Origin of the sequence: Nocardia aurantia (genome assembly GCF_009604425.1) — a bacterium.
In the GTDB taxonomy this organism is placed as follows: Bacteria; Actinomycetota; Actinomycetes; order Mycobacteriales; family Mycobacteriaceae; genus Nocardia; species Nocardia aurantia.
The window spans coordinates 247164-272040 of record NZ_WEGI01000009.1 but is presented as its reverse complement, the minus strand read 5'-3'; the positions used below and the strand labels follow the sequence as shown (position 1 = coordinate 272040).

Annotated in this window: 26 protein-coding genes; 7 read left to right on the top strand and 19 right to left on the bottom strand. The window is 70.4% G+C overall.

Annotated features, from left to right (window positions below):
• Nucleotides 1-11: 11 nt before the first annotated feature.
• Nucleotides 12-752, bottom strand: coding sequence for a GntR family transcriptional regulator (locus tag NRB56_RS21390; RefSeq protein WP_319943308.1), 741 nt, complete (start codon nt 750-752; stop codon nt 12-14).
• 125 nt (nt 753-877) lie between these two features.
• Here NRB56_RS21390 and NRB56_RS21385 point away from each other — a divergent pair, with 125 nt between their 5' ends.
• A complete protein-coding gene (locus NRB56_RS21385; RefSeq protein ID WP_153344879.1) occupies nt 878-1645 on the top strand; it encodes an alpha/beta hydrolase family protein in 768 nt (255 codons plus the stop codon).
• A 164-nt stretch (nt 1646-1809) separates the two neighbouring features.
• On the opposite strand, the gene NRB56_RS21380 is transcribed toward NRB56_RS21385, so the two are convergent.
• From NRB56_RS21380 to NRB56_RS21310, 15 genes are all read right to left on the bottom strand, one after another.
• Complete coding sequence (locus NRB56_RS21380; protein WP_153344878.1) at nt 1810-3249, bottom strand: XdhC family protein; 1440 nt, start codon at nt 3247-3249, stop codon at nt 1810-1812.
• 3 nt (nt 3250-3252) lie between these two features.
• Nucleotides 3253-3951 carry a CoxG family protein gene (locus NRB56_RS21375; protein ID WP_153344876.1) on the bottom strand — a complete coding sequence of 233 codons (699 nt, stop codon included), beginning with the start codon at nt 3949-3951 and terminating at the stop codon, nt 3253-3255.
• A 10-nt stretch (nt 3952-3961) separates the two neighbouring features.
• Entirely contained in the window at nt 3962-6955 is a 2994-nt protein-coding gene (locus NRB56_RS21370) for a molybdopterin-dependent oxidoreductase (protein ID WP_153344874.1), read from the bottom strand.
• Between the two features lie 310 nt (nt 6956-7265).
• Entirely contained in the window at nt 7266-8132 is an 867-nt protein-coding gene (locus NRB56_RS21365) for an FAD binding domain-containing protein (RefSeq protein WP_153344871.1), read from the bottom strand.
• A 27-nt stretch (nt 8133-8159) separates the two neighbouring features.
• The gene (locus NRB56_RS21360; RefSeq protein ID WP_153344869.1) at nt 8160-9209 is read right to left on the bottom strand and encodes an aromatic ring-hydroxylating oxygenase subunit alpha; all 1050 of its coding nucleotides are present in this window, start codon (nt 9207-9209) and stop codon (nt 8160-8162) included.
• Complete coding sequence (locus tag NRB56_RS21355; protein ID WP_153344867.1) at nt 9209-9427, bottom strand: recombinase-like helix-turn-helix domain-containing protein; 219 nt, start codon at nt 9425-9427, stop codon at nt 9209-9211. The genes NRB56_RS21360 and NRB56_RS21355 overlap by 1 nt, the downstream gene beginning before the upstream one ends.
• A 9-nt stretch (nt 9428-9436) precedes the next feature.
• Nucleotides 9437-10396 carry a PDR/VanB family oxidoreductase gene (locus tag NRB56_RS21350; protein WP_153344865.1) on the bottom strand — a complete coding sequence of 320 codons (960 nt, stop codon included), beginning with the start codon at nt 10394-10396 and terminating at the stop codon, nt 9437-9439.
• 104 nt (nt 10397-10500) lie between these two features.
• Nucleotides 10501-12132 (bottom strand): thiamine pyrophosphate-binding protein, encoded by a 1632-nt coding sequence (locus tag NRB56_RS21345; RefSeq protein ID WP_153344863.1) that lies wholly within the window; start codon nt 12130-12132, stop codon nt 10501-10503.
• A gap of 14 nt (nt 12133-12146) precedes the next feature.
• Nucleotides 12147-12929, bottom strand: coding sequence for an SDR family oxidoreductase (locus NRB56_RS21340; protein ID WP_319943307.1), 783 nt, complete (start codon nt 12927-12929; stop codon nt 12147-12149).
• A 61-nt stretch (nt 12930-12990) separates the two neighbouring features.
• Nucleotides 12991-13731: a 3-oxoacyl-ACP reductase family protein gene (locus NRB56_RS21335; RefSeq protein WP_153344859.1), complete on the bottom strand. Its 741-nt coding sequence runs from the start codon at nt 13729-13731 to the stop codon at nt 12991-12993.
• Nucleotides 13728-14228 carry a cupin domain-containing protein gene (locus NRB56_RS21330; RefSeq protein ID WP_153344857.1) on the bottom strand — a complete coding sequence of 167 codons (501 nt, stop codon included), beginning with the start codon at nt 14226-14228 and terminating at the stop codon, nt 13728-13730. Before NRB56_RS21330 ends, NRB56_RS21335 begins: the two co-directional genes overlap by 4 nt.
• 26 nt (nt 14229-14254) lie before the next feature.
• Complete coding sequence (locus NRB56_RS21325; protein ID WP_319943306.1) at nt 14255-15049, bottom strand: alpha/beta fold hydrolase; 795 nt, start codon at nt 15047-15049, stop codon at nt 14255-14257.
• A 3-nt stretch (nt 15050-15052) separates the two neighbouring features.
• Nucleotides 15053-16045, bottom strand: coding sequence for a VOC family protein (locus NRB56_RS21320; protein WP_153344855.1), 993 nt, complete (start codon nt 16043-16045; stop codon nt 15053-15055).
• A gap of 94 nt (nt 16046-16139) precedes the next feature.
• Nucleotides 16140-17624 carry an aldehyde dehydrogenase gene (locus NRB56_RS21315; protein WP_153344853.1) on the bottom strand — a complete coding sequence of 495 codons (1485 nt, stop codon included), beginning with the start codon at nt 17622-17624 and terminating at the stop codon, nt 16140-16142.
• Nucleotides 17621-18922 carry an MFS transporter gene (locus NRB56_RS21310; RefSeq protein WP_227838100.1) on the bottom strand — a complete coding sequence of 434 codons (1302 nt, stop codon included), beginning with the start codon at nt 18920-18922 and terminating at the stop codon, nt 17621-17623. Before NRB56_RS21310 ends, NRB56_RS21315 begins: the two co-directional genes overlap by 4 nt.
• A 305-nt stretch (nt 18923-19227) precedes the next feature.
• Between NRB56_RS21310 and NRB56_RS21305 the strand changes: the two genes are divergently transcribed.
• From NRB56_RS21305 to NRB56_RS39155, 5 genes are all read left to right on the top strand, one after another.
• Entirely contained in the window at nt 19228-19608 is a 381-nt protein-coding gene (locus NRB56_RS21305) for a RidA family protein (protein WP_153344849.1), read from the top strand.
• 111 nt (nt 19609-19719) lie between these two features.
• The gene (locus NRB56_RS21300; protein WP_319943305.1) at nt 19720-20262 is read left to right on the top strand and encodes a MarR family winged helix-turn-helix transcriptional regulator; all 543 of its coding nucleotides are present in this window, start codon (nt 19720-19722) and stop codon (nt 20260-20262) included.
• A gap of 163 nt (nt 20263-20425) precedes the next feature.
• The gene (locus tag NRB56_RS21295; RefSeq protein WP_153344847.1) at nt 20426-20746 is read left to right on the top strand and encodes a hypothetical protein; all 321 of its coding nucleotides are present in this window, start codon (nt 20426-20428) and stop codon (nt 20744-20746) included.
• The gene (locus NRB56_RS21290; protein ID WP_153344845.1) at nt 20725-21066 is read left to right on the top strand and encodes a hypothetical protein; all 342 of its coding nucleotides are present in this window, start codon (nt 20725-20727) and stop codon (nt 21064-21066) included. The genes NRB56_RS21295 and NRB56_RS21290 overlap by 22 nt, the downstream gene beginning before the upstream one ends.
• A gap of 28 nt (nt 21067-21094) precedes the next feature.
• The gene (locus NRB56_RS39155; protein WP_227838098.1) at nt 21095-21670 is read left to right on the top strand and encodes an aggregation-promoting factor C-terminal-like domain-containing protein; all 576 of its coding nucleotides are present in this window, start codon (nt 21095-21097) and stop codon (nt 21668-21670) included.
• 38 nt (nt 21671-21708) lie between these two features.
• Here NRB56_RS39155 and NRB56_RS39790 read toward each other — a convergent pair whose 3' ends face one another.
• The gene (locus NRB56_RS39790) at nt 21709-21837 is read right to left on the bottom strand and encodes a hypothetical protein (RefSeq protein ID WP_264767054.1); all 129 of its coding nucleotides are present in this window, start codon (nt 21835-21837) and stop codon (nt 21709-21711) included.
• A gap of 227 nt (nt 21838-22064) precedes the next feature.
• On the opposite strand from NRB56_RS39790, the gene NRB56_RS21280 reads away from it, so the two are divergent.
• Entirely contained in the window at nt 22065-23216 is a 1152-nt protein-coding gene (locus NRB56_RS21280) for a DUF475 domain-containing protein (RefSeq protein WP_153344843.1), read from the top strand.
• A gap of 99 nt (nt 23217-23315) precedes the next feature.
• On the opposite strand, the gene NRB56_RS21275 is transcribed toward NRB56_RS21280, so the two are convergent.
• Entirely contained in the window at nt 23316-23828 is a 513-nt protein-coding gene (locus NRB56_RS21275; RefSeq protein ID WP_153344841.1) for a mycothiol transferase, read from the bottom strand.
• An 87-nt stretch (nt 23829-23915) separates the two neighbouring features.
• Nucleotides 23916-24764, bottom strand: coding sequence for an SAM-dependent methyltransferase (locus NRB56_RS21270; RefSeq protein WP_153344839.1), 849 nt, complete (start codon nt 24762-24764; stop codon nt 23916-23918).
• Between the last annotated feature and the right edge of the window lie 113 nt (nt 24765-24877).

Genomic DNA, 24877 nt, shown 5'->3' with positions numbered 1-24877 from the left:
CTCGTACGTGGCTATTGCCGGGGATCGGCGTCCGGCGGGCCTTCGTCGCCGAGTTCGACCACCACGCGCAGTCTGTCGGTGCGGTTCCAGGCCTCGCTGTAGACGAGCGGGCGGCGACTGTCCGCGTCGCGGCTCAGACTTTCGATGTGCCACAACGGGATTCCGTGGCCGATGCCGAGTTCGACCGGGATCGCCGGTGGCGGGACGTCAAGGCTGACCCGGCACCAGGATCGCACCGGCCGCACGCGGCCCAGCTGACGCAGGGTGAGTTCCAGCGATTCCACCGCGCGCAGCGCCAGGTCCAGGTCGGCGGCGATCTCCACCGGGATCCACTGCTGGATCCAGCCGGACGGCACGTCGTCGATGTAGTCGAGCCGGATCACGTGGTGCACCGGCGTGCCGGTCGCCACCTCCAGGACCGGTGCGAGTTCGGGGGGTGACGGCATCCGCTCGGCCACTCGTACCAGCGAACGCGGGACCGCACCCGCGTCGCGGACCGTGGCGCTGAACGACGGCCGGCGATCGCGCGAGATGACGTAGTCGATGCGGCGGTTGACGAAGGTGCCCGCGCCCTGCACCCGGCGTACCACCAGCCGGCGTTCCAGTTCCTGGAGAGCCGCCCGCGAGGCCGCGCGGCCGACGCCGAACCGGGCCGCGATGTCGTGTTCGCTGGCGACCCGGGTGCCGGGCGGGGTCGCGGCCAGCTCTCCGGCGAGTTCGTCGGCGATCTCCAGATAGCGGGTGGCTTTCACACCGCTCACCGTGGCGGCCGGTCTTGTCCGGACCACAGCGGTGTGGCTAATCCGGTCGTTCGCCCAGGTGAACAGCAGTGGCTCGCCGCCGCGTCGCCGGGACCGAGGACGTAGTGTCGGCTTCCATGTCAGTTGTCATGCCTGTCACGACCATCCCCTACGGCGCCGACCCGGCGCAGGTCGCGGACCTGTACCTGCCGGAACGGTCCGATCCCGCGCCGCTGGTGCTGGTGTTGCACGGCGGCGGCTGGCGGGCGGAATACGACCGGTCCATCACCGCCGGTTTCTCCGGCGCGCTCGCCGCGGCGGGGTACGCGGTCGCCAACGTCGACTTTCGGCGGCTCGGCAACGGCGGCGGGTTCCCGGTCACGTTCATGGATACGGCGATCGCCCTCGACATCCTGCCGAATCTGATCGAGAGTGTCGCGCCCGGCCGGATCGATCGGGAACGCTGTGTCTACCTTGGACATTCGTCGGGTGGACAATTGGCGCTGTGGGCGGCGATGCGCGACCGCGCGCCACTCGGCTTTCCGTGGAAGACGTTCACGCCGCCGCGGATCGCCGGTGTGGTGGCTCTGGCGCCGGTCGCCGATCTCACCGCCGCCTATCGGGCCGGGGGTACCGTCGGCGAACTGCTCGGCGGTGGCCCGACCCAGGTCGCGCCCCGGTACGCGGCGGTGGACCCCTTCCTGCTCGGTGGGCCGGGGGTTCGCACGATCGTCGTGCACGGCGATCGCGACGATCACGTGCCGATCGGCAGCGCCCGCGACTACTGCGCGAAGGCCGGTGCCGAGCTGGTCGAACTGCCCGGTGCCGGGCATTTCGAACTCACCGATCCCCGTTCGGCGACCTGGGCTGTTGTTCTCGACGCGGTGCGCCGCTGTGTGAGTTGAGCCGGCACGGATCGGACGGCGTGCGCCGGACCAAGACCCCATGCGCCGAGTTGTCGGGAGCGGGCTCGAATTCAATTTTCCCGCTTGCGGTTCCGATGTCGGGCAGCGCTGCCCGAACCGGAACGTCGTCGGCCGGGCGACGCCGGCCCGTTGGGGGTGTTGCCTCACCCGACGCGGGGCATCAGCTCGTCCGGGGCCGGATCGGCGGCAGGTCGCCCGGTGGTGTGGTGGATGTCGCCGTCGAGGTCGCTGAGATGGGCGCCCGTGCCGCCGTGGCGGTCGGCGATGATTTCGGCGAGGATGCTGATCGCGGTTTGTTGCGGGGTGCGCGCACCGAGGTCGAGACCGATCGGGCTACGGAGCCGGGACAATTCCGTCGTGGTCAGGCCGGCCTCGAGTAGTCGGCGAGTGCGGTCGTCGTGGGTGCGGCGGGAGCCCATCGCACCGATGTAGCCGAGGTCCAGCCGCAGTGCGCAACACAGGGCCGGCACATCGAATTTCAGGTCGTGGGTGAGGATTACGACCGCGTCGCGCGAGCCGAGCCGGCCGACGGCCGCTTCGGCGGCGAGGTAGCGGTGCGGCCAGTCCACTACTGTTCGGTCGGCCGACGGAAAGCGTTGCGGGGTGGTGAAAATGGCGCGCGCGTCGCAGACGGTCACCCGATAGCCCAGGCTCGCACCGATTTCCGTGAGCGATACCGCGAAATCGTTGACGCCCAGCAGGATCAGCCTCGGCTTCGGGGCGAAGGCCTGGAACAGGACCTGCACCTCGGTGCCGCCGCATTCGCCGCCGGGGCCGTACCCGAACGTCCGTGTGTGCTCCGCACCGAGCAGCGCCCACGCATCCTGTCGGACCGCCGCAGGCAAGTCCGAAGCGCCGAATGCGACAACCTCGCGCAGTGATGGGGATTGCCCCGAGCACAGGGGCGTAACCATTTTCGCGGGGCTGGGAACGGGACCGTTGCCGAGCAGGGCCGGCGCTTGGTGATGTTTCGTCGCGATCGGCTCGGCCACGGCGGGTTTCGCCGGGGCGTCCGGGAGTACCTCCGCGTTCCGCCGTAGTGCCGAGACAGCTTCGTATGTCACAGGGCTGTCCGAGCCTGTGAGGTCATCCCGCACGGCGGACTCGCTGTGCGAGAACAGCAGTCGCCGACCGACCAGACCAGGGTCCGGGTGGCGCAGCACGGTGGCCAGCACCGTGGGACGGTCGGCAGCGATATCGGCGGTGAAAAGCCGCCAGTCCGGGAAACTCTCGGGGTCCACGGTCGAGACGAACACCGTGATCTCACCGCCGCAGGTCAGGCCCGCGGCGAACGCGTCGTCGGCGGCGACGCCGTAGCGCACGAAGCCCGGTTCGGCGCCGCCGAGGACGGCCCGAACCTCCTCGTACAGGGCGCCTTCGACGCATCCGCCCGAGACCGAGCCGACCACGGTGTCGGGGCCGGGGCCAATGTCGGGGCCGGTGTCGGGGCCGGTGTCGGGGCCGACCAGCATCACCGATCCGACCGGCCGAGGCGCGGACCGGAAGGTACCGACCACCGTGGCCAGCGCGGTGGGCTGCCCGGCCGCCAGCCGGGCGGCGAGTACGGGCAGCACGTCACGCACGGGTCACTCCACCGCTCGCAGCAGCTCGAGCAGGCGATCGGAGGCGAGGACGACGACCACGCGCCCGGCGGATTCCGGGCCGGCGGGACGACGGCGACGGGTCGCGAGCAGGGTCAGGGCGACGCCGCCGGCGAAGGCGCCGATCGCCGGTGCGTACTTGCGCAGCAGGGCGGCCGGCCCGCCGAGGAGGTCCAGCGCCTCCGGTGCCGGTGTGGCCACCGCGCCACTGGGCCGGGTGCCACTGGGGGCCGGCGCTGCGCCCGAACGGATCTGATCCTCCAGCCTTTTCACGAAGATCCCGGTGAGGCGGGTGACCACCTCGGTGAGGATGCCGCGGCCGAACTGCGCCGGTTTGCCGGTGAGATCGAGGTCGACGACCACCGCCACGGCGGTGCCGGCGGTGCCCGCCGGGGTCAGCGCGGCGGTGATGGTGGCGGCGACGGTGCCGCCACCGCGCTGCTCGATTCCGTTGCCGCTGATCACGATTCGATGATCGGCGGCGTCACTGCGCATGGTGCCGCGGCCGCCGTAGCGGAGGTTCATCGGGCCGAGTTTTATCGCCAGTTCGGCGGCGAAATCCTCGCCGTTCAGTTCGGTGATCGAGGCGCCGGGCAGGGCCGACACCGCGCGGCGCGGGTCGGACAGGACCTCCCAGACCGCGGGTAGTGGTGCGGCGATGGTGAAGTCGTGGGCGATCTCCATGGTGCTCCGTTCAGTTCGTGGCCGGGGCCGGGGTTCGGGCGGCGTCGCGCAGCAGGGTGCGGATCGCGTCCGGGGTCAGCGGGCAGCCGCGCACCACGACACCGAACGGGGTCAGCGCGTCCTCGACCGCGTTCGCGACCGCCGCCGGCGGGCCGACCGCGCCGCCCTCGCCGAGGCCCTTCACGCCGAGTTCGTTTGTCGGGGTGGGGCATACGATCTCGTCGAGCCGGATGTCGGGTACCGATTCGATGGTGGGCAGCAGATAGTCCATGAAGGTGGAGGTGATCGGCTGCCCGGCCGCGTCGTACCGCATGTGCTCGTAGAGGGCGCCGCCGAGGCCCTGCGCGGTGCCGCCGAGGATCTGGCCGTCGGCGATCAGCGGATTCACCACCCGGCCCGCCTCGTGCACCACCACGTAGTCCACGAACGTGACCTTGCCGGTGACCGGGTCCACCTCCAGCACCGCGGCGTGCAGGCCGCTGGAGGTGGCGTAGTTCGGCGGCCGGAAGTACGACAGCTCGGACAGCGAATTCCCCTCGCCGCCACCGGGAGTCAGCGCGCGCAGCAGGACCAGTTCGCGCAGGGTGAGGATCCGGTCGCCGGCCTTCAGTTCGCCGCCGGTGAATTGCACCTCGTCCGCGGGCACGCCGAGCACCGCGGCGGCGTTCCCGATGATCTTCGCGCGCACCGCGGTTGCCGCGCGGTGGACGGCGTTACCCGCGGTGACCAGCGCGCGGCTGGCGATGGTGCCGATACCGTACGGCAGTCGCACCGTGTCGCCGCCGACCACGTCGATGTCCTCGACATCCACGCCGAGGGCGTCCGCGGCGATCTGCGCGAAGCTGGTCGCGTGGCCCTGTCCCTGGGACGGCGCGCCGGTCGAGACCCGGATCCGGCCGGAGTTCTGCACGCCGACATGCGCCGATTCGAACGGACCGAGGCCGGACATCTCGGTGTAGAAGGCGAATCCGATGCCGAGGTAGCGGCCCTGTTCGCGCAGCATGATCTGTCGTTCGCGCAGCAGCGGCAGGTTGATCGACGCGGTCGCGCGGCGCAGCATCTCCGGATAGTCGCCGGTGTCGAGCTCCTGCGGAAGTCCGCGCCGGTCCAGCAGGCCCGAGCGGTAGGGGAAATCGTCCGGCCGCAACAGATTTCGCCGCCGGATCTCGGCGGGTTCGAGTCCGAGCCGGGACGCGAGCCGGTCCATCGCGCGCTCCATGGCGAAGACCGCCTCCGGCCGGCCGGCGCCGCGGTACGGCGTCGTGTACGTGGTGTTGGTGAGCACGCCGATCGCCTCGATGTCGAGGTTCGGCACCCGGTAACCGCCGGTCAGGTGGGCCACCGAGTTGTAGGGCACGACCAGGCCGACCAGATTGCGGCAGCCGAGGTTCACCACGATGGTGTCGGTGACGGCCAGCAGCCGGCCCTCGGTGTCGGCGGCCACGGTGATCTCGTGCCGCTGTTCGCGAGCATGGGTGTCGGCCACCAGATTCTCGTTGCGGTCGGCGATCCAGCGCACCGGGCGCTCCAGATCCCTTGCGGCGAAAGGGATCAGCAACTCCTCGACGATGAGGATGCCCTTCTGCCCGAACCCGCCGCCGACGTCGACCGGGGTCACGGTGACATCGTCCGGGGACAGGCCCAGCGCCTCCGCGATGTGGTCGCGCACCCGATGCGGGGTCTGGGTGTTCGACCACACCTGCAGTTCCCGGCGATACGGGCCGACCTGCGCGAGGATGCCGCGGGTTTCGATGGGTGCGGGCAGATACCGCTGGGAGGCGAAGGTTTCGGTGATCACCACGGGAGCCTGCGCGATGGCCGCGGCCGCATCGCCGGTGTGCGCCCGCACCCGCAGCCCGATGTTGTCCTCGGCGGTCAGCAGTACCCGTGGGGCGTCCGGCGCCATGGCGGCGATCGGGTCGATCACCGCGGGCAGCGACTCGTAGCCGATCTCCACGGCCGCGGCGGCATCCTCTGCGAGATACCGGGTTTCGGCGACGATCATGACGATCGGCTGCCCTACGTAGTTGACCTCGTCGGTCGCCAGGGGCGCCATCGGCTGGATCTTCACGACCGGGTCGAGGGCCTGCCGCAACCCGGGCGGTACCCGCAATTCCTCGGTATTGATCAGCGGCTCGAGCCGATCGGCGAGGTCGAAGGCGGTGTAGACGGCGACCACACCCGGATACGAGCGCGCCGCCGTGACATCGACCCGGTGCAGCCGCGCGTGCGCCTGCGCCGAGCGCACGAACGCGACCTCCAGTGTGCCCGGCACATCCAGGTCGTCGACGTACCGTCCGTGCCCGCGCAGCAGCCGGTCGTCCTCCCGGCGCGGCAACCGCCGGCCGATCCACGGGCCGCCCTCACTCCGAAGTTGCGAAACACCCTGATCGACAACGTCATCCGTGCCACCGGAGCATTCTCCGCTTCCGGTACGGCCCTCGGCGGTGTGGCCCTCTGCCGATTCGGGGTGCTTCAGGCCCAGCACGCTGCGGGCGGCGCGGCGGATGCCGAGGTAGCCGGTGCAGCGGCAGAAGTGGCCGCCCAGTTGGTCGAGCATCTCGTCCTCGGTGACCGCGGCTTCGCGCTCGGCGAGTTCGGTGAGCGAGACGACGAAACCCGACGTGCAGAAGCCGCATTGCATGGCATGCTCGTCGTGGAACGCCTGCTGGGCGGGGTTCAGCTCGCCGCCGGCGGCGAGGGCCTCCACCGTGGTGATCTCGCGGCCGTGGCATTGGACGGCGAACGTGGTGCAGGAACGGGCGGCCGCGCCGTCGATCAGGACGGTGCAGGCGCCGCACGAGCCCTGCTCGCAGCCGACATGGGTGCCGGTCAGGCCGAGCCGATGCCGCAGCAGGTCGCTGAGCAGCAGCCGCGACTCCACCGGCGTCCGTACGACCTCGCCGTTGACGGTCAGCTCGAGGTCGTGCCAGGCCGACGGCTCGGCCAGTGGCGGCGGGGTGGGGCCGGTCGGATTGCCGGAGGGTTCCGTGTTGCCGGTCATGCTGTAACTCCTTGCCGCATGCGCTGATTGCCTGCCGCGTGCTCGCGGAAACCGCTTCCCTCGCACACAGCGAGATCTCCGGGGACACCCACGCCCTGACCGTCCGCCGAGTACGCGCCGCAACCACTCGCCGCACGCCCATCGGAAGCATCCGCCGTGGGCGCACAGCGATCGCGCCCCGCGTGCTCGCGGGGGGTATGCGGCGTAGCGGCCGCAGTCCGGGCATTCCCGAGGACCCGCTCGTCGCGGCCGCGCGCACGCGGATTCGGCGCGTTCCGCGCGCCGAACGCCGCCGACGCCCCCAGCCCGGTCATGCGGCACGCTCCCATGCGGCGGTGACGGCTCGTCCGATGAGGTGAGCGGCCAGTTCGAGGCGGAACTCGGCGGTGGCGTGCACGTCGGCGGGGGGTCGCAGGTCCTGACGCACCGCCGCCGCGATCACCTCGGAGAGTTCGGGGCCCGGGATCCGGCCGGTCAGCGCCGCCTCGGTGTGCGTGGCGCGGACGGGTGTGCCGCCCACGCCGCACGCGACCAGGCGGAGGCCGGCCACGGCGTCACCGTCTCGGCGCAGCGTCGCACCGACCGCGACGGTGGCGAAATCTCCTCGGCGGTGGGCGAATTCGTCGAAGGACCAGCCGGTGCCCGTGGGCAGGGCCGGAAATTCCACCGCGACCAGTAGTTCACCGGGTTCCAGGACGGTGGCGAAGGTGCCCAGGAAGAATTCCGCGGCGGGGATCCGGCGGTCGCCGTCCGGACCGGTCACGTGCAGGATCGCATCCAGAATGACTGCGGCGCAGGGCAATTCGGCGGCGCTGTCGGCGTGCGCGAGGCTGCCGCAGACGGTGCCGCGGTTGCGGATCTGCGGGTGGCCGATGTGGCCGATGGCGGCCGCCAGCAGCGGCCAGCCGGCGCGGATCCGCTCGTCCGCGGCGGCCTCGGCCTGGGTGACCGCTGCGGCGATGCGCACCGCGCCGGTCGCGGTGGTCTCGATCGTGCGCAGCTCCGGTAGTCGGCAGATGTCGACCAGGACCTCCGGGTAGGCCATGCGCATGTTGAGCACCGGGATCAGCGACTGCCCGCCGGCGAGGATCTTCACCTCCCGATCCGAGGCGCTCAGCAATCCCACGGCGTCCGCGACACTGCGCGGCACCACGTAGTCGAACGGCGGCGGTTTCATGCTCCGCTCCTCATCTCACCGAGAGTCTCATCGAGGATAGTTTGCTGCAAATTTCCCAGCTCGTTCCGCCTGTTCCTCGGCCTGCGCCTTGTACAGCCGGCGCAGCCGCAACACGCCCAGATCGTGCTGGTACAGGTTCTCGGCCTGGTCGGCGTCGGGGGCCATCGCCTCGAGCATCACGCGGTCCTGCTCGAGGACGTGCCAGTGCCGTTCCTCCAGCGTGGTGCGGTACAGGAACTGCCACACGTCCCGCTCCCAGCCGGTCACTTTGCGGTACCGCCAGAAGAAGACCGCGGTGCGTTCGGCGTCGATCGGGGTGCCGATGCCGACGATCCCGAACGGGCCGCCGGGGCCGCCGCTGGCCGGATAGGGAATCTGCAGGTCGACCCAGTCGATGCCGGTCCGGCAGAACTCCACCCAGTCGAAGTTGACGCCGCGCTGATCGGTCTTCTCGAAGAAGAAGCCCCGGTCGGTCTCCCGGATCCGGAACCGGGCGGTGGTGTCGCCGCCGAACATCGAGTGCGATTCGCGGTGCAGGAAGGCACCGTGCATCGGGTCGAGCAGGTTCTCCATGGCCCAGCGCCACGGCGACTCCCATTCCGCGTAGCAGAGGAAGGCCGCGGTGCCCTCGTCGGCCAGCGGTTCGGGCAGTTCGAGCGGCCCGGGCCCGGCCTCCGGGTCCAGCCCGAACCAGGCCAGGATCGCTCCCGCGACCTCCCGGACCGGGAGGCTGCGGACCAGTTGCCGGCCCTCCAGCGAGCAGCCGGGCAGGCCGGGCACCGCCACCACGGTGCCGGTGCCGTCCACCTGGACGCCGTGGTAGGCGCAGGCGATCCGGTCGCCGAGGTGCTGGCCCTGCGACAGCGGTGCGCCGCGGTGCGGGCAGCGATCGGCGAGCATCCGGACGGTGCCGTCGGACTGCCGGTACAGCAGCCAATCCTCGCCGAGACGGGTGATCCGCCGCATACCGCCGCGCTCGACGAAGCCGGACGGGCAGATCGCGTGCCACTGGTCCCGCATGCCGGTGGCGAACAAGCGCTCGGCGGTCAGCGGGCCGGGATTCGGGTGGTTCGACATCAGCGGGCTCCCAGCCGGGCGATTTCGGTGGTGAAGGTGTCGACGGTCCAGGGCCGGCCGTCGGGGGCGTGGACCGTCCGCGCGTTGAGGCCCGCGACCAGACCGTCGAGGGTGTGGTCGCCGAGGGCGAAGACCTCCTCGACGGCCCCGGCCAGCTTCCGCTCGTACGGTGTCGGTTCGGCCGAACGTGATTGGTGGACAACGAGATACTGGTTCATCAGGTACTCCTAGAGGTCGAGCACGAGCTCGTCGGTCAGCGCCCGGGAGACGCAGATCATCATGGTTTTCCCGGCGGCCCGCTCGGCGTTGGACAGCACGTCGTCGCGATGGTCCGGAACACCTTGCAGCACAGCGGTTTCGCAGCTGCCGCAGATGCCGTCGCGGCACGAGTGGGACAGTTTCAGCCCGGCCGCCTCGAGCGTGTCGAGGATGCTGCGTCCGGGGGCGGCCACCGCGCTCACCCCGGACCGGCCGCAGACCACCCGGATCGGCCGCTCCCCGGCAGTGTCCTCGGCGGGCCGCGCCCGCGCCGCGAAGCGCTCCAGCCGGACGGCGCCGGCCGGCCAATTCGCGCCGAAATCCTCGACGGCGGTGAGCATTCCCTCGGGCCCGCAGCTGTAGACCAGGGTGTCCGGCCGCGGCGTGCCCAGCAGACCGGGCAGGTCCAGCCGGCCCTCCCGGTCCTCGCTGACGATGTGCACCCGGTCGCCGTGGGCCCGCAATTCGTCGGCGAAGGTCAGTCCGGCGCGGGTGCGGCCGCCGTAGTGCAGTTCCCATTCCGCGCCGCGCCGCTGCGCCTCGCCGATCATGGCGAGGATCGGCGTGATGCCGATGCCGCCCGCCAGGAAGAGGTAGTTCGGCGCGGCGAGCAGTTCGAAGTTGTTGCGCGGCAGGCTGATCGTGATCCGCTGGCCCGGCCGGAGGGTGTCGTGCACATACCGCGAGCCACCGCGGGACCGTTCCTCGCGCAGCACGGCGACGCGATAGCCGGTCTTGTCGGCCGGCTCGCCGCACAGCGAGTACTGCCGGACTACTCCGGCGCCGAGATGCACATCGATATGTGCGCCCGGCGTCCAATCCGGCAGTGTGGCGCCGTCGGCGTCCTCCAGCCGAACGGAGACGACATCGTCTGCCTCCCAGCGCAACTGGCGCACGACCAGCTCCAGGGTTCCGGTTTCGAGCCCCATCGCGGCAACCTCTTCCACTGAAATTCCAAACGTCTGTGCGGTTAATATCTTAGCGCTAAGCTAGTAATCCGCAACACATCTTCGCGGATCTGCTCCGGCGGTCGTCAGGCGCCGGTCGGCACCGACACCGGCGGCGTGAACGCGGCCTTCATCGGGCCGTACGCCGCCAGATCGACCTCCACGAGCACCGGGGATCGCAGCGCGACCGCCTCGGCCAGCACCTCGTGCGCCTCGGCGGCGGCCCGGATCGCCCGGTACGGCACCGCGATCGACTGCGCCAGCAGCGCGAAGTCCGGGGTGGTGAGATCCACCGCATAGGTGTGGGTTCCGGTGGCGCGCTGCATGTTCCGTAACACCCCGTAGCCGCCGTCGTTGCACACCAGCAGCACCAGCCACGGTCGTTCCTGGGCCATGGTGAGGATCTCGCCGAGGTGCACCGCGAGGCCGCCGTCACCGCACATGGCCAGGGTCGGCCGGGTCTCGTCGGCCAGCGCCGCGCCGATCGCCATGCCGAGGCCCTGGCCGATGCCGCCGCCGCGCGGGAACACGTTGGCCCGCGGGTCGTACATCGGCAGCAGCCGGTTGCCCCAGGAACTGGACGCGATGGTGACGTCGCGGGCGATCACCGCGTCCCGCGGCAGGGCGGCGCGCACCGCATCCGACAGCACGGCGTGATCGCCGAGTCCGTCCCGCTGCCCGGCGCGCACCAGGTCGCGGGTTTCGCGGGCCCGGACGGTCCAGGCCGCGTCCACGGCGGCGAGCCGCCCGGAATCCAGGACACCGCGCAGGAATTCGCCGATCTCGGCCACGACCGGCACGGTCGCGGGGAAGACCCGGCCGCAGGCGGCGGGTTCCAGATCGACCTGCACATGGGTCGCGGGCACCGGGACGCTGTAGTCGCCGGTCTCGTTGGACCGGAAGTGGGTTCCCAGCGAGAGCAGCAGATCCGCCTCGGCCAGCAACTGTTTCCCGCCCGGTGAGGTCGCGTAGTTGCCCACGCACAGGGGATGGTCCTCCGGCACCGCGCCGCGGCCGGAGTTGCTGGTCAGCAGCGGTACACCCCAGAGTTCCAGCAGCCGGGCCAGTTCCGCGCCGGCCCGGGTCACCCCGCCGCCGGCCCAGATCACCGGCCGCCGGGCCGCCGCCAGCGCCTCGATCGCCGCGGCGAGCTGTCCCGGGTCGAGCGCGGCCGGGCCGGGGATCACGAATTCCTCGGCGGTGACGGTCTGTTCGGCGTACTGCAGGTCGATCGGCCACTCGACGCTGACCGGCCCGCCGGGCCTCGCCAGCGCTCGCGAAACCCCGTCGCGCAGAATCTTTCCCGCCGAATCCGCGTCGAGAATTGTTGCGGCGTGGGCGGATACCGCCTGGAGCATGCCCAGCTGATCCTTGGTCTCGTGGATGAAGCCACGGCCGGAACCGAGATAGCGGCTCTCGACCTGACCGGTCACATGCAGCACCGGCGTTCCGGCGGCCAGCGATTCGATCAGCGAGCCCGCGGCGTTGCCCGCCCCGGTGCCGGTACTGGTCAGCGCACAGCCCAGACCGCCGGTGGCCCTGGCATATCCGTCGGCAGCGTTGACGGCGGTGGCCTCGTGCCGCACCGGCACGAAGCGCAATTCCCGGGCCACGGCCTCCACCAGCGGCTGGTTGTGCACGCTGACGATGCCGAAGACGGTGTCCACACCGGCCTCTCGCAGCACCTGCACCAGCAGATCTCCACCATTTCGGCGCATCGGTCGCACTCCTCTCAGACGTAACGGGCGACGCCACCGCAGACGTCGAGATCGGCGCCGGTCACATAGGACGAGCGCGGGGACAACAGTGTGACGACCATGGCCGCCACCTCGTCGGCCCGGCCGAATCGGCCGAGTCCGATGCCGCGGTCGGCGGCGAGTTCCGCCTCCCATTCGGCGAAGGAGGCCGTGGCGCCGGACTCCTCGTAACGCCGCCGCCACTGCCCGGTGTCGACCAGTCCCAGCGAGACGGTGTTCACCCGGATGCCCTCCGGCGCCAATTCCAGTGACAGCGATTTGGTGAGGTTCAGCAGGCCGGCACGGGCGGCGCTGGTGGTGACCAGCCGGATCTCCGGCTGCCGGGCCAGCACCGCGTTGATGTTCACGACGGCCGCGGCATCGGAGCGGCGCAGCCAGGGCAGCGCGGCGTCGACGGTGTTGAGCACGCTCGCGAACTTCAGGTCGAGTTCGTCGCGCCAGTCGTCGAGGGTGGCCTGCGCGCGCGGCACCATCCGGGACTTGCCGGCGTTGTTCACCAGGCCGTCCAGGCCACCGAAATGCTCTGCGCCGGAACGGATCAAGTCGTGCACCGCCGCCGGATCGCGCACATCGCAGGCGGCGGCGTGCACCCGATCCGCGCCCGGCAGCGCATCCAGCGCCGCGCGCAACCGGGAGAGGTCGCGAGCGCAGGTGATCACTTGCGCGCCCTCCTCCAGCAGCAGGGCGACCGTGGCCAGCCCCACCCCCGAACTGCCGCCGGTCACCAGATAGGTGCGGCCTCCCAGCTGCAGATCCACTCGTCTTCCCTTCGATGTCACGCTGTTTCGGAAATGGTTGTGCGGCAACCTGTCCGGCCGGTCACTTCAGGACGAATCCACCGTCGACGATCAGTTCCTGGCCGGTGATGTACCCGGCCTCGGGGCCGAGCAGGAACGCGACCGCGCCCACCAGATCGGCCGGTTGCTGCGGCCGGGTCAGCGCCCGGTTCAGCCGGTACAGCTCGTGCCGGTGCTCCGGCACGAAGGCGGCCGATTCGCTCTCGGTCAGTCCCGGCGACACCGTGTTGACGGTGATGCCGTGCGGGCCCAGATCCCTTGCCGCCGTGCGGGTCAGCGCCGCCACCCCGCCCTTGGAGGCGATGTAGTGCGCCAGTCGCGGGGATCCGTAGGCCGCGGCGTCGGAACCGATCGAGACGATCCGCCCACCACCGGCGGCGATCAGGGCCCGCGCGGCGCCGCGGGTCACCAGGAAGGTGCCGCGCAGGTTGACGGCCAGTACCCGGTCCCAGTCCGCGACCTCGAGTTCGTGAATCGCCTTGCCGCCCACACCGTCCGCGAGCGCGGCGTTGTTGACCACGCCGTACAGCGGACCGACGGTGGCGAACATGGCGTCCACCGACGCCTCGTCGCGCAGATCCACCGGCACGAACCGGGCGGCGACTCCGTCGCCACGCAGTTCGGCCACGGCCGCCTCGCCCCAGTCGGCGCGCACGTCGGCCAGCCACAGCGTCGCGCCCGCCTCGCCGAGCCGGGTGGCGATGGCCCGGCCCAGGCCGCGGCCCGCGCCGGTGATCAGGATCGTCCTGCCCGACAACATCAGTCGCGGCTGATCCCGTGCATGGCCGAGGTCTCCGGGTAGGTGGGGACCTGCGGCTTGCGCGCGCCGATGACGACACAGAACAGGGCGGTGGTGTCGCCGTTGTTCTTCAGGCTGCGCGGCACCCCGGCGGGCACCACGATCATGTCGCGATAGCCGAGGGTGCGCTTCTCGACCTGCCCGTCGCGGTGCACGCCGACCTCGATCTCACCCTCCAGCACGAAGAACGCCTCCTCGGCGTCGTGATGGGTGTGCTCCGGACCCTCCGCGCCCGGCGGCAGCATCATGTTGGAGAAGGTGAAACCCTGCGAGGGGATGATCCGCCGGTCGTCGTCGTGGTTGCCGGTGGCGCCGGAGCCGACATAGCGGATCTGCGCGCGCCGGAACCGGTCCCCGGCCTTGGCCTGGAAACCCAGTGCGTCCCAGTCCTCGTGCCGGCTGGCCCGGGTCAGGATCAGCGAGTCGGTGAATTCCCTCAGGTCGGAGGTGGCGAATTCCATGATGAATCTCCTTGCGGTACAGAGTGTTACGCGGTCACGCGGGGACGCAGCCGCTCGGTGATGTGCACGAACGATTCGACCCAGGCGCCGAACGCCTCCGGTCGCTCCTGATTGGCCAGATGCCCGGCGCCGCGCAGGGTCACGAACACCGCGCCGGGGATGCCGCCGGCCAGTACCTGCGCGGCGGGCGGGCCGGTGACGGTGTCCCGGTCGCCGCACAGCACCAGCGTCGGCACCTCGATGCGCGGCAGGTCGGCGGTGTGGTCGGTGGCGGCCATCGACTCGGCGGCGCTGCGGTATCCGGCGGGCCGGATCGCCCCGGCCATGGCCGCCGCCACCGCCGCGACGGTCGACGGATCCGCTTGCGGTGACAGTAGTTTCGGTGCTCGGGCGGCGGCGAAGGCGGTGGCTCCGGCGCTGTCCAGTTCGGTGGCGCGCGCTCGCATGGCGGCGGCCCCCGCCGCGGTGGCGCCGGAGCCGACGCTCGCGGCGCCGAGGATCAGGCTCCGCAGCAACTCCGGATGCCGCAGTGCGAGCCGGGTGGCGATCACGCCGCCCCAGGACATGCCCAGCACGTGCGCGGCGCCGCACCGCTCGCGGATCAGGGCGGCCACGAGGTCGGCGTAATCGTCCAGCGACAGTGGCCATTCCGGATCGGCGCTGCGGGCGTACCCGGGGGCGTCCCAGGCGAGCAGCCGCAGCCGGTCACCCCATTCGGCGAACTGCGAGGCGAAGGTGTCGGCGCTGCCGCCGATACCGTGCAGCAGCACGAGATTCGGGCCCGTGCCCGGGCCCGCCTCGGAAACGTGCGGATCGGTCACGGCTCAGTACTTCCCGGGCGCGGTCACCGGCACGGCGCCGATGCCGGACAGCGCGGCCGCTCCCGGAATCCGCTCCCGGAGCTCCGGAAAGCGTTCGAACGCACCGGGATCGGCGACACCGGCCATGTGGGTGCGGGTCTCGCCCGAGGGCGGTCCGGCGGTGCCCCAGGTGTCGGACAGCTCGGGCACCCGCCGCCACACCCGGCACAGCCAGCGGTCCTCGTCGACCTGCGCGATGCCGCTGGTGTATTCGCACACCAGCCCGGCCGGATCGGCGAAGTAGGAGAAGGTGTTGTCGCCGGGACCGTGCCGCCCCGGACCCCACAGCGGCAGCACGCCGTGGTGCCGCAGCCGGCCGATGCCCCGCATGAAGTGATCGACGCTCGGCATCTCGTAGGCCACATGGTTCACCGAGGTCCACTCGGCGCGGTTGAACGCGATGCTGTGGTGGTCGGAATTGCAACGCAGGAAGGCCATCTGGTGCTCGGACCAGTCCGACACCCGCATACCCAGCACGTCGGTGTAGAACGCGACGGCGGCGTCGATGTCGACGGTGTTGAGCACGACGTGAGTGACCCCGACCGGCACCGCGTCCTCGCGGCCGAGGCGCGCCACCGCGAAGGTGTCGGCCAGCAACTCGATCACCCGGCCCTCCGGGTCGGCGAACTGCAGCCCGTAACCGCCGCCGACGGTCTCCACCGGCCCCGGGCCGGCCAGAATCGGCAGCCCGCGCTGCGCCAGCCGACGCGCGGCGGCGTCCACCTCGGCCGGGGTGGCGAGCGCGAAGCTCAAGCGGCCCAGCCCGTTTCGTGGCGCGGCGGTCAGTTGCAGCACGTGGTGCTGTTCGCCGCTGCCGCGCAGCCAGACGGCGTCAGGGCCCTGCTCGACGGTCCGCAGGCCCCAGATCCCGGCGTAGAAGTCCGCCGATTCCGGGCAGGCCGTGGTGCGCAGTTCCACCGAGCGCAGGGCCCGCAGCGCGGCGATCGGCTCGTTCATGCGACTGCCTCCAAGTAGGTCGATTTCAAATAGTTTAGCGCTAAGATATTTACCCGGGCAAGGCCATACGAGAAAACGCCTCCGGGCCGGGCGATCAGCGCGCCCAGGGATGCGGTTCCGGGTCCATGCCGAGGTAGACGCTCTTCTGCCGCGAGTATGCGGCGATACCGGCCCGCCCCTTCTCGACCCCGAGCCCGCTCTCCTTCACGCCGCCGAACGGCGTGGAGATGCTGAACTGCTTGTAGGTGTTGATCCACACCGTGCCGGCCTGCAACCGTCGCGCCAGCCGCCACGCGCGCCGGTAGTCCCGGGTCCAGATGCCCGCGGCCAGGCCGTACACGCTGTCGTTCGCGCGGGCGATCAACTCGTCCTCGCCGTCGAACGGCAACGCCACCAGCACCGGGCCGAAGATCTCCGACCGGCAGACCTGGGCGTCGTCGCCGAGCCCGTCGATGATCGTGGGCGGATAGTACGCCCCGGCGGCCAGTCGCGGATCGTCGGGAATCGTTCCGCCGCAACGGATCCGGCCACCCTCCGCGCGGGCCGCCTCGACGTGCGCCGCGACCGCGTCCCGATGCCGGTGGTGCACCAGCGGACCCACCTGCACCCCGGGCTCGCGCCCCGGCCCGATCCGCAGCGCCCGCGCCGCGGCCACCAGCCGGTCCAGGAATTCGTCGTACCTCGAAACATCCACGTACAGCCGGGATCCCGCGACACAACTCTGCCCCGAGGACGAGAAGATGCCGAACAGCACGCCGTTGACCGCCTGGTCGAGGTCGGCGTCGTCGAGTACGACGGTCGGCGACTTGCCGCCGAGTTCCAGCGAAATCGGCATGAGCTTCTCCGCCGCCACGTGCGCGAGGGCCCGCCCGGTGGTGGTGCCGCCGGTGAAACTCACCTTGCCGACACCCGGATGCCGGACCAGCGCGTCGCCGACCACCGAACCCTTGCCGGGCAGCACCGACAGCAGTCCCGGCGGCAGGCCGGACTCGTCGATCAGCCGGGCCAGCGCCAGCGACACCAGCGGGGTCCACTCGGCGGGCTTGAGCACCACGGCGTTTCCGGCCGCCAGCGCCGGCGCGATCTTCTGCGCGTCGCTGGCGATCGGCGAATTCCACGGCGTGATCGCGGCGACCACACCGATCGGCTCGTACAGGCTCATGGTCAGATACGGCCCGCGCGGCGTGGTGAGCTCGGCGTCGGCGGTCTCGAGCACCGCGGCGAAGTACCGGAAGGTGCCGGCGGCGCTGGCCACCAGCGCCCGGGTCTCGGTCAGCGTCTTGCCGGTGTTCCAGCTCTGCAGCAGCGCCAGCCGCTCGGCCGCCGCGTCCACCGCGTCCGCGATGCGGTGCAGGTACCGCGCGCGCTGATGCGGCAGCAGGTCGCGCCAGGCCGGATCCGCGGCCGCGGCGGCCCCGGCGGCCACCGCGGTTCCGACGTCCTCGACGGTGGCGTGCGTGACGTGTTGCAGGGTCTCGCCCGTGGCGGGGTCGATCACCGCGGTCGCCGCGCCGCCGCCGAGTTTCCAGCTTCCGGCGACGAGGATCTCGTCGGCAACCGGTTCGAATGCCGTGGTCATGAGGCGATCTCCTCCAATGTCTTCTCCTTGGTTTCCGTGGCGAATCCGCCGAACGCCAGGCCACCGGCCAGCGCGACCGCGCCGAAGATCAGGAACAGCGTGCGCAGCGTGCCGTGATCGAGCAGCCAGCCGACGGTCACCGGGCCGATCACCATGCCCAGCCGGCCACAGGCGCCGCCGAACGAGACGCCCAGCGCGCGCATCCGGGTCGGGTAGACCTCGGTGGTGTAGAGGTACAGCGCCAGCGTCACCGAGAACACGAACAGCGAGGAAGCGCTGCACCACAACATCACTCGGAACGCGGAGCCGGTACCGGTCGCGGCGGTGAGGAACAGCAGCGCCGAGGCCACCAGCAGCGCCACCGAGATGCACACCCGGCGGCCGATGCCGTCGATGAGCAGCGCGACCAGCACGCAGCCGACCACGCCGACCGCGGTGGTGACGATGCTGTAGTGCAGCGCGGTGTTCAGCGAGACCTTGAAGGTCTTGGTGTACAGCGTCGGCAGCCACGAGGTCAGACCGTAGTTGGCGAAAAATGTTGTGAGCCAGGTGAATCCGATGACCAGGGTGCGACGCAGGTATACCCCCTGGAACAGTTCGGCCAGTCGCGCGGTCTGCGGCGCGGCCGCCGCGACGGTCATCGGCCGCGGCTCCGGCAGCACCCCGCCCGCGGCGACGATCTCGCCCTCGATGCGGGTGAGCGCGGCGTCCGCGTCGGTGAGACGGCCGCGGGAGGCCAGCCAGCGCGGCGATTCCGGCAGCCGCAGCAGCACCGGCAGCAGCACGATCGGGATCAGGCCCACCGCGAACAGCCAGCGATACCCCAGATGCGGCACCACCCAGGACGAGACGACCGACGACAGCAGCAGTCCGACCGGGAAGATCGTCTCGTAGAGCAGCACGAACCGGCCGCGATGGTGTGCCTTGGAGACCTCGCCGATGTAGCAGGTCGCCACCGGGACCTCGGCGCCGAGACCGATGCCCTGGACGAACCGGAACAGCACGAACAGCGGCAACGTGTCGCTGAAGGCCATACCGAGGCTCATTACCGAATACAGCACCATCGCCCCGATCACGACCGGCAGCCGGCCGATCCGATCGGCGAACCGGCCGCCGAGCAGCGACCCGATCAGCATGCCGATGCCGCCCGCGGCGATCACCCAGGACCCGGCCGTCGAGGTCAGATGCCATTTTGCGGCCAGTTTCGGCATCGCGTACGCGATCATCAGCTGGTCGAAGCCGTCGAAGAAGGTGACCGCGCCGACCGCGACCCGGGCCTTGACGTGCCATCGGCTCATCGGAAGTCGCTCCAGGCGGGCGACTAGCGAATCATTGGTTACCGCGAATGCGGAGGAAGACATGGGGAGATCTCTCTGCCGAGCGCCCAGCACGAGGAAATTTACTGAGCACTGAATCACTTAGCGCTTAGATATATCCCTTCGTCACAATCGGGGTCAACCCCTTGACTTTTCGGAAACATGCACTTTACAGAGCGTCATCGGTGCGAAACCGCCACGCTGAGGAGGTTGACCAGCGTCACACCCACAAACTATCTTAGCGCTAAACTTTTTCCCTCATCGCCCGAACCACCTCAGGAGATCCCATGTCGACCGATGTGACCGCCGCGCACCCCTACCGCCCCGCCGTACTGGCCGGCGGCCTCGCGTTCGTCTCCGGCGCGCTGTCCGTCGACGCGGACTACGTCCCGGTCGCGGGCCGGCAGGAGGCCCTCGACGCCGCGGCCGAGCGCATGGCCGAGCGGCTCGCGACCGTGGGCGGCACCCTGGCCGACATCGTGAAACTCACCTACTACGTCACCGACCTGTCGCTGCGCGAGGAGGCCAACCGGCAACTCGAGCGACTGTTCGCCGAGGCCCGGCCCGCCCGGACCTTCGTCGAGGTGAGCCGGCTCCCCTACGGCGCGACGGTCGAGATCGACGCCATCGCGCAGGTGCGCGGCGATTCCACGGCCCCGGTCGCGTAGCCTCGGAGGATCACGGCCGACGGCGGGCCCCGGCCAGCGCGCGGCTCCGGCGGGCGCGTATCCGGCGCCCGCCGGAGCCGTTGGCACACAAGGAAAATCGTGGAGGTCAGCGTGACGCGCAAGTCGGCGCCCGATCGCGACGCGGTCGATCACATCGTCGGCCAGTGGAACGAGCAGTGGCCTGCCCTGGACGTCTCCCCGCTGGAGGTCTTCGGCCGGATGCACCGCAGCTATCTGCGATATCAGACCTCGCTGGCGGCCGTGTTCGAGAAGCACGGCATCAACATGGCCGCCTTCGACGTGCTCGCCGCGCTGCGCCGCTCCGGCCCGCCCTACCGCATGACCTCCGGCCAGCTCGCCGAGACGGCGCTGGTCACCACCGGTGGCACCACCCTGCGGGTGGACCGGCTGGAGAAGGCCGGGCTGGTCGAGCGCGAACGCGATCCGGACGACCGCCGCATCGTCTACGCCCGGCTGACCGACGCCGGGAAACAGGTGCTGGAACAGACCGCCGCCGAGCACTTCGCCAACGAATCCCGCATGCTGGCCGGACTCACCACCGACGAGCGGCACCAACTCGCCGGCCTGCTGCGCAAACTCGAGCAGTCCATCGTCACCGCCGAGAACTCCGGCGAGCACGCCGACACGGCCTGAACCCGGCCGGCCCGGTCGATCGCCCCGACCCGGTCATATCCGTCCACATCGGCATTCCTGCCGACACGCGGCATCGCATCGCCGCAATTCCTATTCGCTAGTGGTTTGCTCTGATCGCGTTACCGACTTTCGTGATCAGTGGAATCGCCGAAAGGACACGCCGATGCCGACATTGCCGTCGTTGCCCCGGGTCGCCGGGCGCATCGCTGCCGCCAGCGCCGTCGCGCTGTGCGCACTGTCCGCTTGGGCCGCGCCGGCCCTCGCGGAATGCGACTCCGGATGTACCGACCCCGCTCCGGAGGCCTCCGCCACCCGGGATTCACCGGAATCCGCGGACGACTCACCCCTGGGTGGGCTGTCCACCGCCGATATCCTGCGGGCCTTCAGTGATCCGACCCTCACCTACGGCGGTCCGCTGCGGATGCGCCCGCATCACTGCCGCCCGGTCGACGGGGGGACGCCGTGCCGGCCGTACGGCGGCTGACGGCCGCCGTCGCCGGGATCGCGGTGGTGGCGGTGATCGGCTCGCTCACCTGGTGGGCGACGGCCGCGACCGCGGCGGAGGCGCCGCATCCGGGCGTCCAGGCACCACCGGACACCGGGCGGGACGACAACCCGGACAACAACCAGGAGGACGTCCCCGACAATCCGGACAGTCCGGAGAGCAACGACAACGACGTGCCGGGCGGGATGGATTTCCCGCCGTGGGAGGACCCGATACCGGGCGGGATGGATCAGCAACCGCCGCTCGACGACGTACCGCCGGGATCGGACAGCAGCGCACGGAACTCGGCGGAGCAGTGACCACCCGCGACCTTCGAGGAGACTTCCCATGAACAGGCGTCATCGCTGGAATGCCGGGGTGTGTGCCGCCGGGTTCGCGGTCGGGGCCGCCCTCACCACCGGGGCGCTCGCGTGGCAGTCCGCTCCGGCGGCGGCCGTGGCCTGCACGGATCTGTGCCCGATCATCGAGGGTCAGCCGGATTCCCGGTCCGACAACGATTTCGGGGTGGACGCGGCCGATCGTGACCTGTCCGCCGACGGCACGGTCCGGCAGGATCAGGTGCTGCGGTCGGATGCCGGGCTGACCGAGATGCTGTCGCAGTTCCTTCCCGGTTTCCGGGTCGCGCCGCAGGCGATCGCGCGAGTCATCGTGCCGCCCAACCAGTTCGATTCGTTCGACCAGATCATCACGCACGAGAGCAGTTGGAACATGTTCGCGATCAACCCGTCCAGCGGGGCCTACGGCCTGCCGCAGGCACTGCCCGCGTACAAGATGTTCAGCGCCGGCGTCGACTGGCCGCTCAATCCGGTCACGCAGATCCGCTGGGCCTACGAATACATGAACCAGCGCTACGGCAGCCCGAACGCCGCCTGGGCGTTCTGGCAAGTGCACCACTGGTATTGATCGCCCCCGCCCCGCCCGATGCGCCGGGCGGGGCGGGCTCAGCCGTGATGTGCGATGGCCACCCGCGACTCGGAACCGGCAACCTCGGCATGTTGCGCGAAGGTGGCGATTCGGACGGGATCGGCGGTACGGGCGGCGGCCGCGGGTCGCAGCACGGTGTATTCCACGCCTCGATCGTGCGGGGGCGGGCGGCCGCTGTCCACCCGTCGGCGCTGCCTTCCCACTGCCACGACGATGCCTCGACGCCGCCATGTAATCCACCGGACGTTGTCGCGCCCCCAGAACAACTGGCACAATCGGCGTGGGACTCGGGGTTCACACAGCTTCGTGATCCGTCTGTTCGAACACCCCTCGTGAGGCACCCCGCAGCAGGGCTGACGAAAGGCGCAGCGTCATGTTCGTGCGAGTGTTCACCCCATCGTTTCTCGTCGCAGGGCTGGCATTGGTGGTCGCCGCATGGTATGGCGGCCCACAGGCACTGGTCCTGACGGCCGTGCTCGGTGTGCTGGAGATATCGCTGTCGTTCGACAACGCCGTGGTGAATGCCGCTGTGCTGGAACGGATGAGCCAGTTCTGGCAGCGAATGTTCCTCACCGTCGGCGTGATCGTCGCGGTGTTCGGTATGCGGCTGGTGTTCCCGCTGGCCGTGGTCGCCGTCGGCGCCCATATCGACCCGCTGCGCGCCCTGGACCTGGCGCTGAACCCACCGGCCGACGGCGCGAGCGCCTTCCCGGACGGGCGGCCGAGCTACGAGGCCCTCCTCGCCGACGCCAACCCGAAGATCGCCACCTTCGGCGCCGTGTTCCTGCTGCTGTTGTTCCTGAACTACGTCTGCGCCGAACGCTCGGTGACCTGGCTGACCTGGCTGGAGCGGCCGCTGGCACGGCTGGGCCGGTTCTCGATGTTCCCCGTCACCGTCACGATGATGCTGCTGGTGCTCACCGCGGGCTTCATCGCCCCCAACGACAAGGCCGATGTGGTCATGGTGGCCGGTGCGCTCGGCATGGTCACCTATTTTCTCGTCGACGGCCTCGGCGCCCACTTCGAGAACGAGCAGTCCGACCGGACCGGTCCGTCCCGGGTGGCGGTCGCCACCGGCCGCGCGGCCTTCTTCGGATTCCTGTACCTGGAAGTGCTCGACGCCTCGTTCTCCTTCGACGGCGTGATCGGCTCCTTCGCGATCACCTCGGACCCGATCGTCATCGCCCTCGGCCTGGGCCTGATCGGCGCGATGTTCGTCCGCTCCATCACGATCTACCTGGTCCGCAAGGGCACCTTGGCGGAGTACGTGCATCTGGAGCACGGCGCGCACTGGGCCATCGGCGCGCTGGCGCTGGTGCTGCTGTACTCCAGCGGCCATCACGTGAACGAGGTCGCCACCGGGCTGATCGGCGTGGCGATCATCACCGCGGCCTTCGTCAGCAGCCTCGTGCACAACAAGCGCAGCCGCGTCCGCTCCGAGGAGGACACCCCCGCGGAGCACCATCTATTGGCTGTGGCGGACAGCGCGGAGAACATCATCGCCCCGGAAGGTACCGTCGTCTGAGCCGGCCCGGCCGGAGCTGGTACCTCCGGAGCCGGCCGCCGCCGAGCGGAAGCCGGCCGAAATCCGACGGCCCGGATCCTGGCCGGAACAGGGACTGAGTTATTTGGCGCGCAAAATGATGCCGCGCAGAAAGGCCGCTTGACCGGCATGCTGCAGATCGTCGTCGATGACGCTCACCAACCGGACACCGAGCGTCACCGGCGGATCCCAGCGGGTGTCGACGACCCGGTCCAGATCGGCGTCGGAGAGTGTGGCGAGATAGCGCAGGGTCTGCTCGTGGACCGCATCGTAATAGCCGGTCAGTAGCTTTCCCGTGGTGCGGATGACCGCGACCTCGCCGGCGCCGTCGCCGTATCCGGTGGCGCGCGGGTCGATCGGCAGGCCGAACCGCTCGAACCATCCGTGCGCGGTCCACACCTGATCGACACCGGCCACCTCGGACACATGGTCGTCCTGAACCCGCGTGAGATGCCAGACCAGCCAGGCGATGGAATTGGCCTCCGGGTCGACCCGATACGCCAGGTCGGCCTCGTCGAGCTCACCCACCGCCCCGTACACCACCTCGCGGATCCGCCCGAACGCATCCGTCAGCACATCGGCCGTCGTCGCCATGACTCACCCTTCGCGTCGAATGAACATCGCCGCCAACCGTACTCCGCGACACCGACAATCCGGCGGCACCGAACTCGGGACTTCGGCTCAGGACTTCACGGCCCAGACACAGCGTTCGACATCGCTGACCGGCTCGGTGCGGCCCGCCGGGCCGAGATATCGGGGGCGGTACTCGGCCGCGCCGACCTGCTCGGCCTCCTGCCAGCCGTATTCGGCGAGCAGCCCCGCCACCTCCGCCGGCAGCAGCCCGAACTTCCACATCGGATCACGAATCACGAAGCGCTGCCGCATCTTCGGGGCGTCGTAGAGATTCGTGCCGGCCAGGAAATCCCGCTGGATGTAGGTGAATCCCAGGGTGCTGCCCGGCGCCGCACCGGCCAGCATCGCGAGCGTGGACCGTACCGCCGCCTCGGTCAGGTACTGGGTGACCGCCTCCCATACGAATACCGTCCGGCTCTCGGGACGCCGGCCCGCCGAGGCCAGCGCGGCCGCGACGTCGTCGGTCGCGAAATCGACCGGAACCGGGAATACACTGTCCGGCAGCGTAATTCGCTTCCGCTTCGCGGCGATGTTCGCGGCGACGTCCAGTTCGAAATCGGGCACTCCACGCGGCACGGCCAGGCGCAGGCCACGCGTGTCGAATCCCGCGCCGAGCAGCACCAGCGCCGCCGCGCCGGCGTCCAGCGCCTCGGTTACCTTCTCGTCGAGATACCTTTTGCGGCACGCGATCCCGGCCCACACGCCCGGCGCCTGCCGCTCCATCGTCGCCACCAGCATCCGGCGCACCGGTCCCGCGCGCAGCAGCCCGCGCACCGCGGCGGGCAGCATTCGCTCCGCGAATTCATCTGTGCACAAACGATTTTCGGGCGGCAACCGCTGTTCGGCCGCCGCGATCACGATGGGCCCCACCGCGGTGCCGGCCACCTTGTCCGCCATCGTCGTCCCCTCACGCTCGACACGCCTCGATCCGCATGCGGATCGGCGGTGCCCAGACTACCCACGCCGCGGCGGCAGGCACCGGAGCGTCGACGCGGCCCGGCGTGACCCGT

Bases quoted from the DNA above. Each gene is read 5' to 3' on its own strand.
- NRB56_RS21385 (WP_153344879.1), top strand. From the start codon at position 878: ATGTCAGTTGTCATGCCTGTCACGACCATCCCCTACGGCGCCGACCCG.
- NRB56_RS21375 (WP_153344876.1), bottom strand. From the start codon at position 3,951: ATGGAGATCGCCCACGACTTCACCATCGCCGCACCACTACCCGCGGTC.
- NRB56_RS21370 (WP_153344874.1), bottom strand. From the start codon at position 6,955: ATGACCGGCAACACGGAACCCTCCGGCAATCCGACCGGCCCCACCCCG.
- NRB56_RS21365 (WP_153344871.1), bottom strand. From the start codon at position 8,132: ATGAAACCGCCGCCGTTCGACTACGTGGTGCCGCGCAGTGTCGCGGAC.
- NRB56_RS21360 (WP_153344869.1), bottom strand. From the start codon at position 9,209: ATGTCGAACCACCCGAATCCCGGCCCGCTGACCGCCGAGCGCTTGTTC.
- NRB56_RS21355 (WP_153344867.1), bottom strand. From the start codon at position 9,427: ATGAACCAGTATCTCGTTGTCCACCAATCACGTTCGGCCGAACCGACA.
- NRB56_RS21350 (WP_153344865.1), bottom strand. From the start codon at position 10,396: ATGGGGCTCGAAACCGGAACCCTGGAGCTGGTCGTGCGCCAGTTGCGC.
- NRB56_RS21345 (WP_153344863.1), bottom strand. From the start codon at position 12,132: ATGCGCCGAAATGGTGGAGATCTGCTGGTGCAGGTGCTGCGAGAGGCC.
- NRB56_RS21330 (WP_153344857.1), bottom strand. From the start codon at position 14,228: ATGGAATTCGCCACCTCCGACCTGAGGGAATTCACCGACTCGCTGATC.
- NRB56_RS21320 (WP_153344855.1), bottom strand. From the start codon at position 16,045: ATGAACGAGCCGATCGCCGCGCTGCGGGCCCTGCGCTCGGTGGAACTG.
- NRB56_RS21315 (WP_153344853.1), bottom strand. From the start codon at position 17,624: ATGACCACGGCATTCGAACCGGTTGCCGACGAGATCCTCGTCGCCGGA.
- NRB56_RS21310 (WP_227838100.1), bottom strand. From the start codon at position 18,922: ATGAGCCGATGGCACGTCAAGGCCCGGGTCGCGGTCGGCGCGGTCACC.
- NRB56_RS21305 (WP_153344849.1), top strand. From the start codon at position 19,228: ATGTCGACCGATGTGACCGCCGCGCACCCCTACCGCCCCGCCGTACTG.
- NRB56_RS21295 (WP_153344847.1), top strand. From the start codon at position 20,426: ATGCCGACATTGCCGTCGTTGCCCCGGGTCGCCGGGCGCATCGCTGCC.
- NRB56_RS39155 (WP_227838098.1), top strand. From the start codon at position 21,095: ATGAACAGGCGTCATCGCTGGAATGCCGGGGTGTGTGCCGCCGGGTTC.
- NRB56_RS21280 (WP_153344843.1), top strand. From the start codon at position 22,065: ATGTTCGTGCGAGTGTTCACCCCATCGTTTCTCGTCGCAGGGCTGGCA.
- NRB56_RS21275 (WP_153344841.1), bottom strand. From the start codon at position 23,828: ATGGCGACGACGGCCGATGTGCTGACGGATGCGTTCGGGCGGATCCGC.
- NRB56_RS21270 (WP_153344839.1), bottom strand. From the start codon at position 24,764: ATGGCGGACAAGGTGGCCGGCACCGCGGTGGGGCCCATCGTGATCGCG.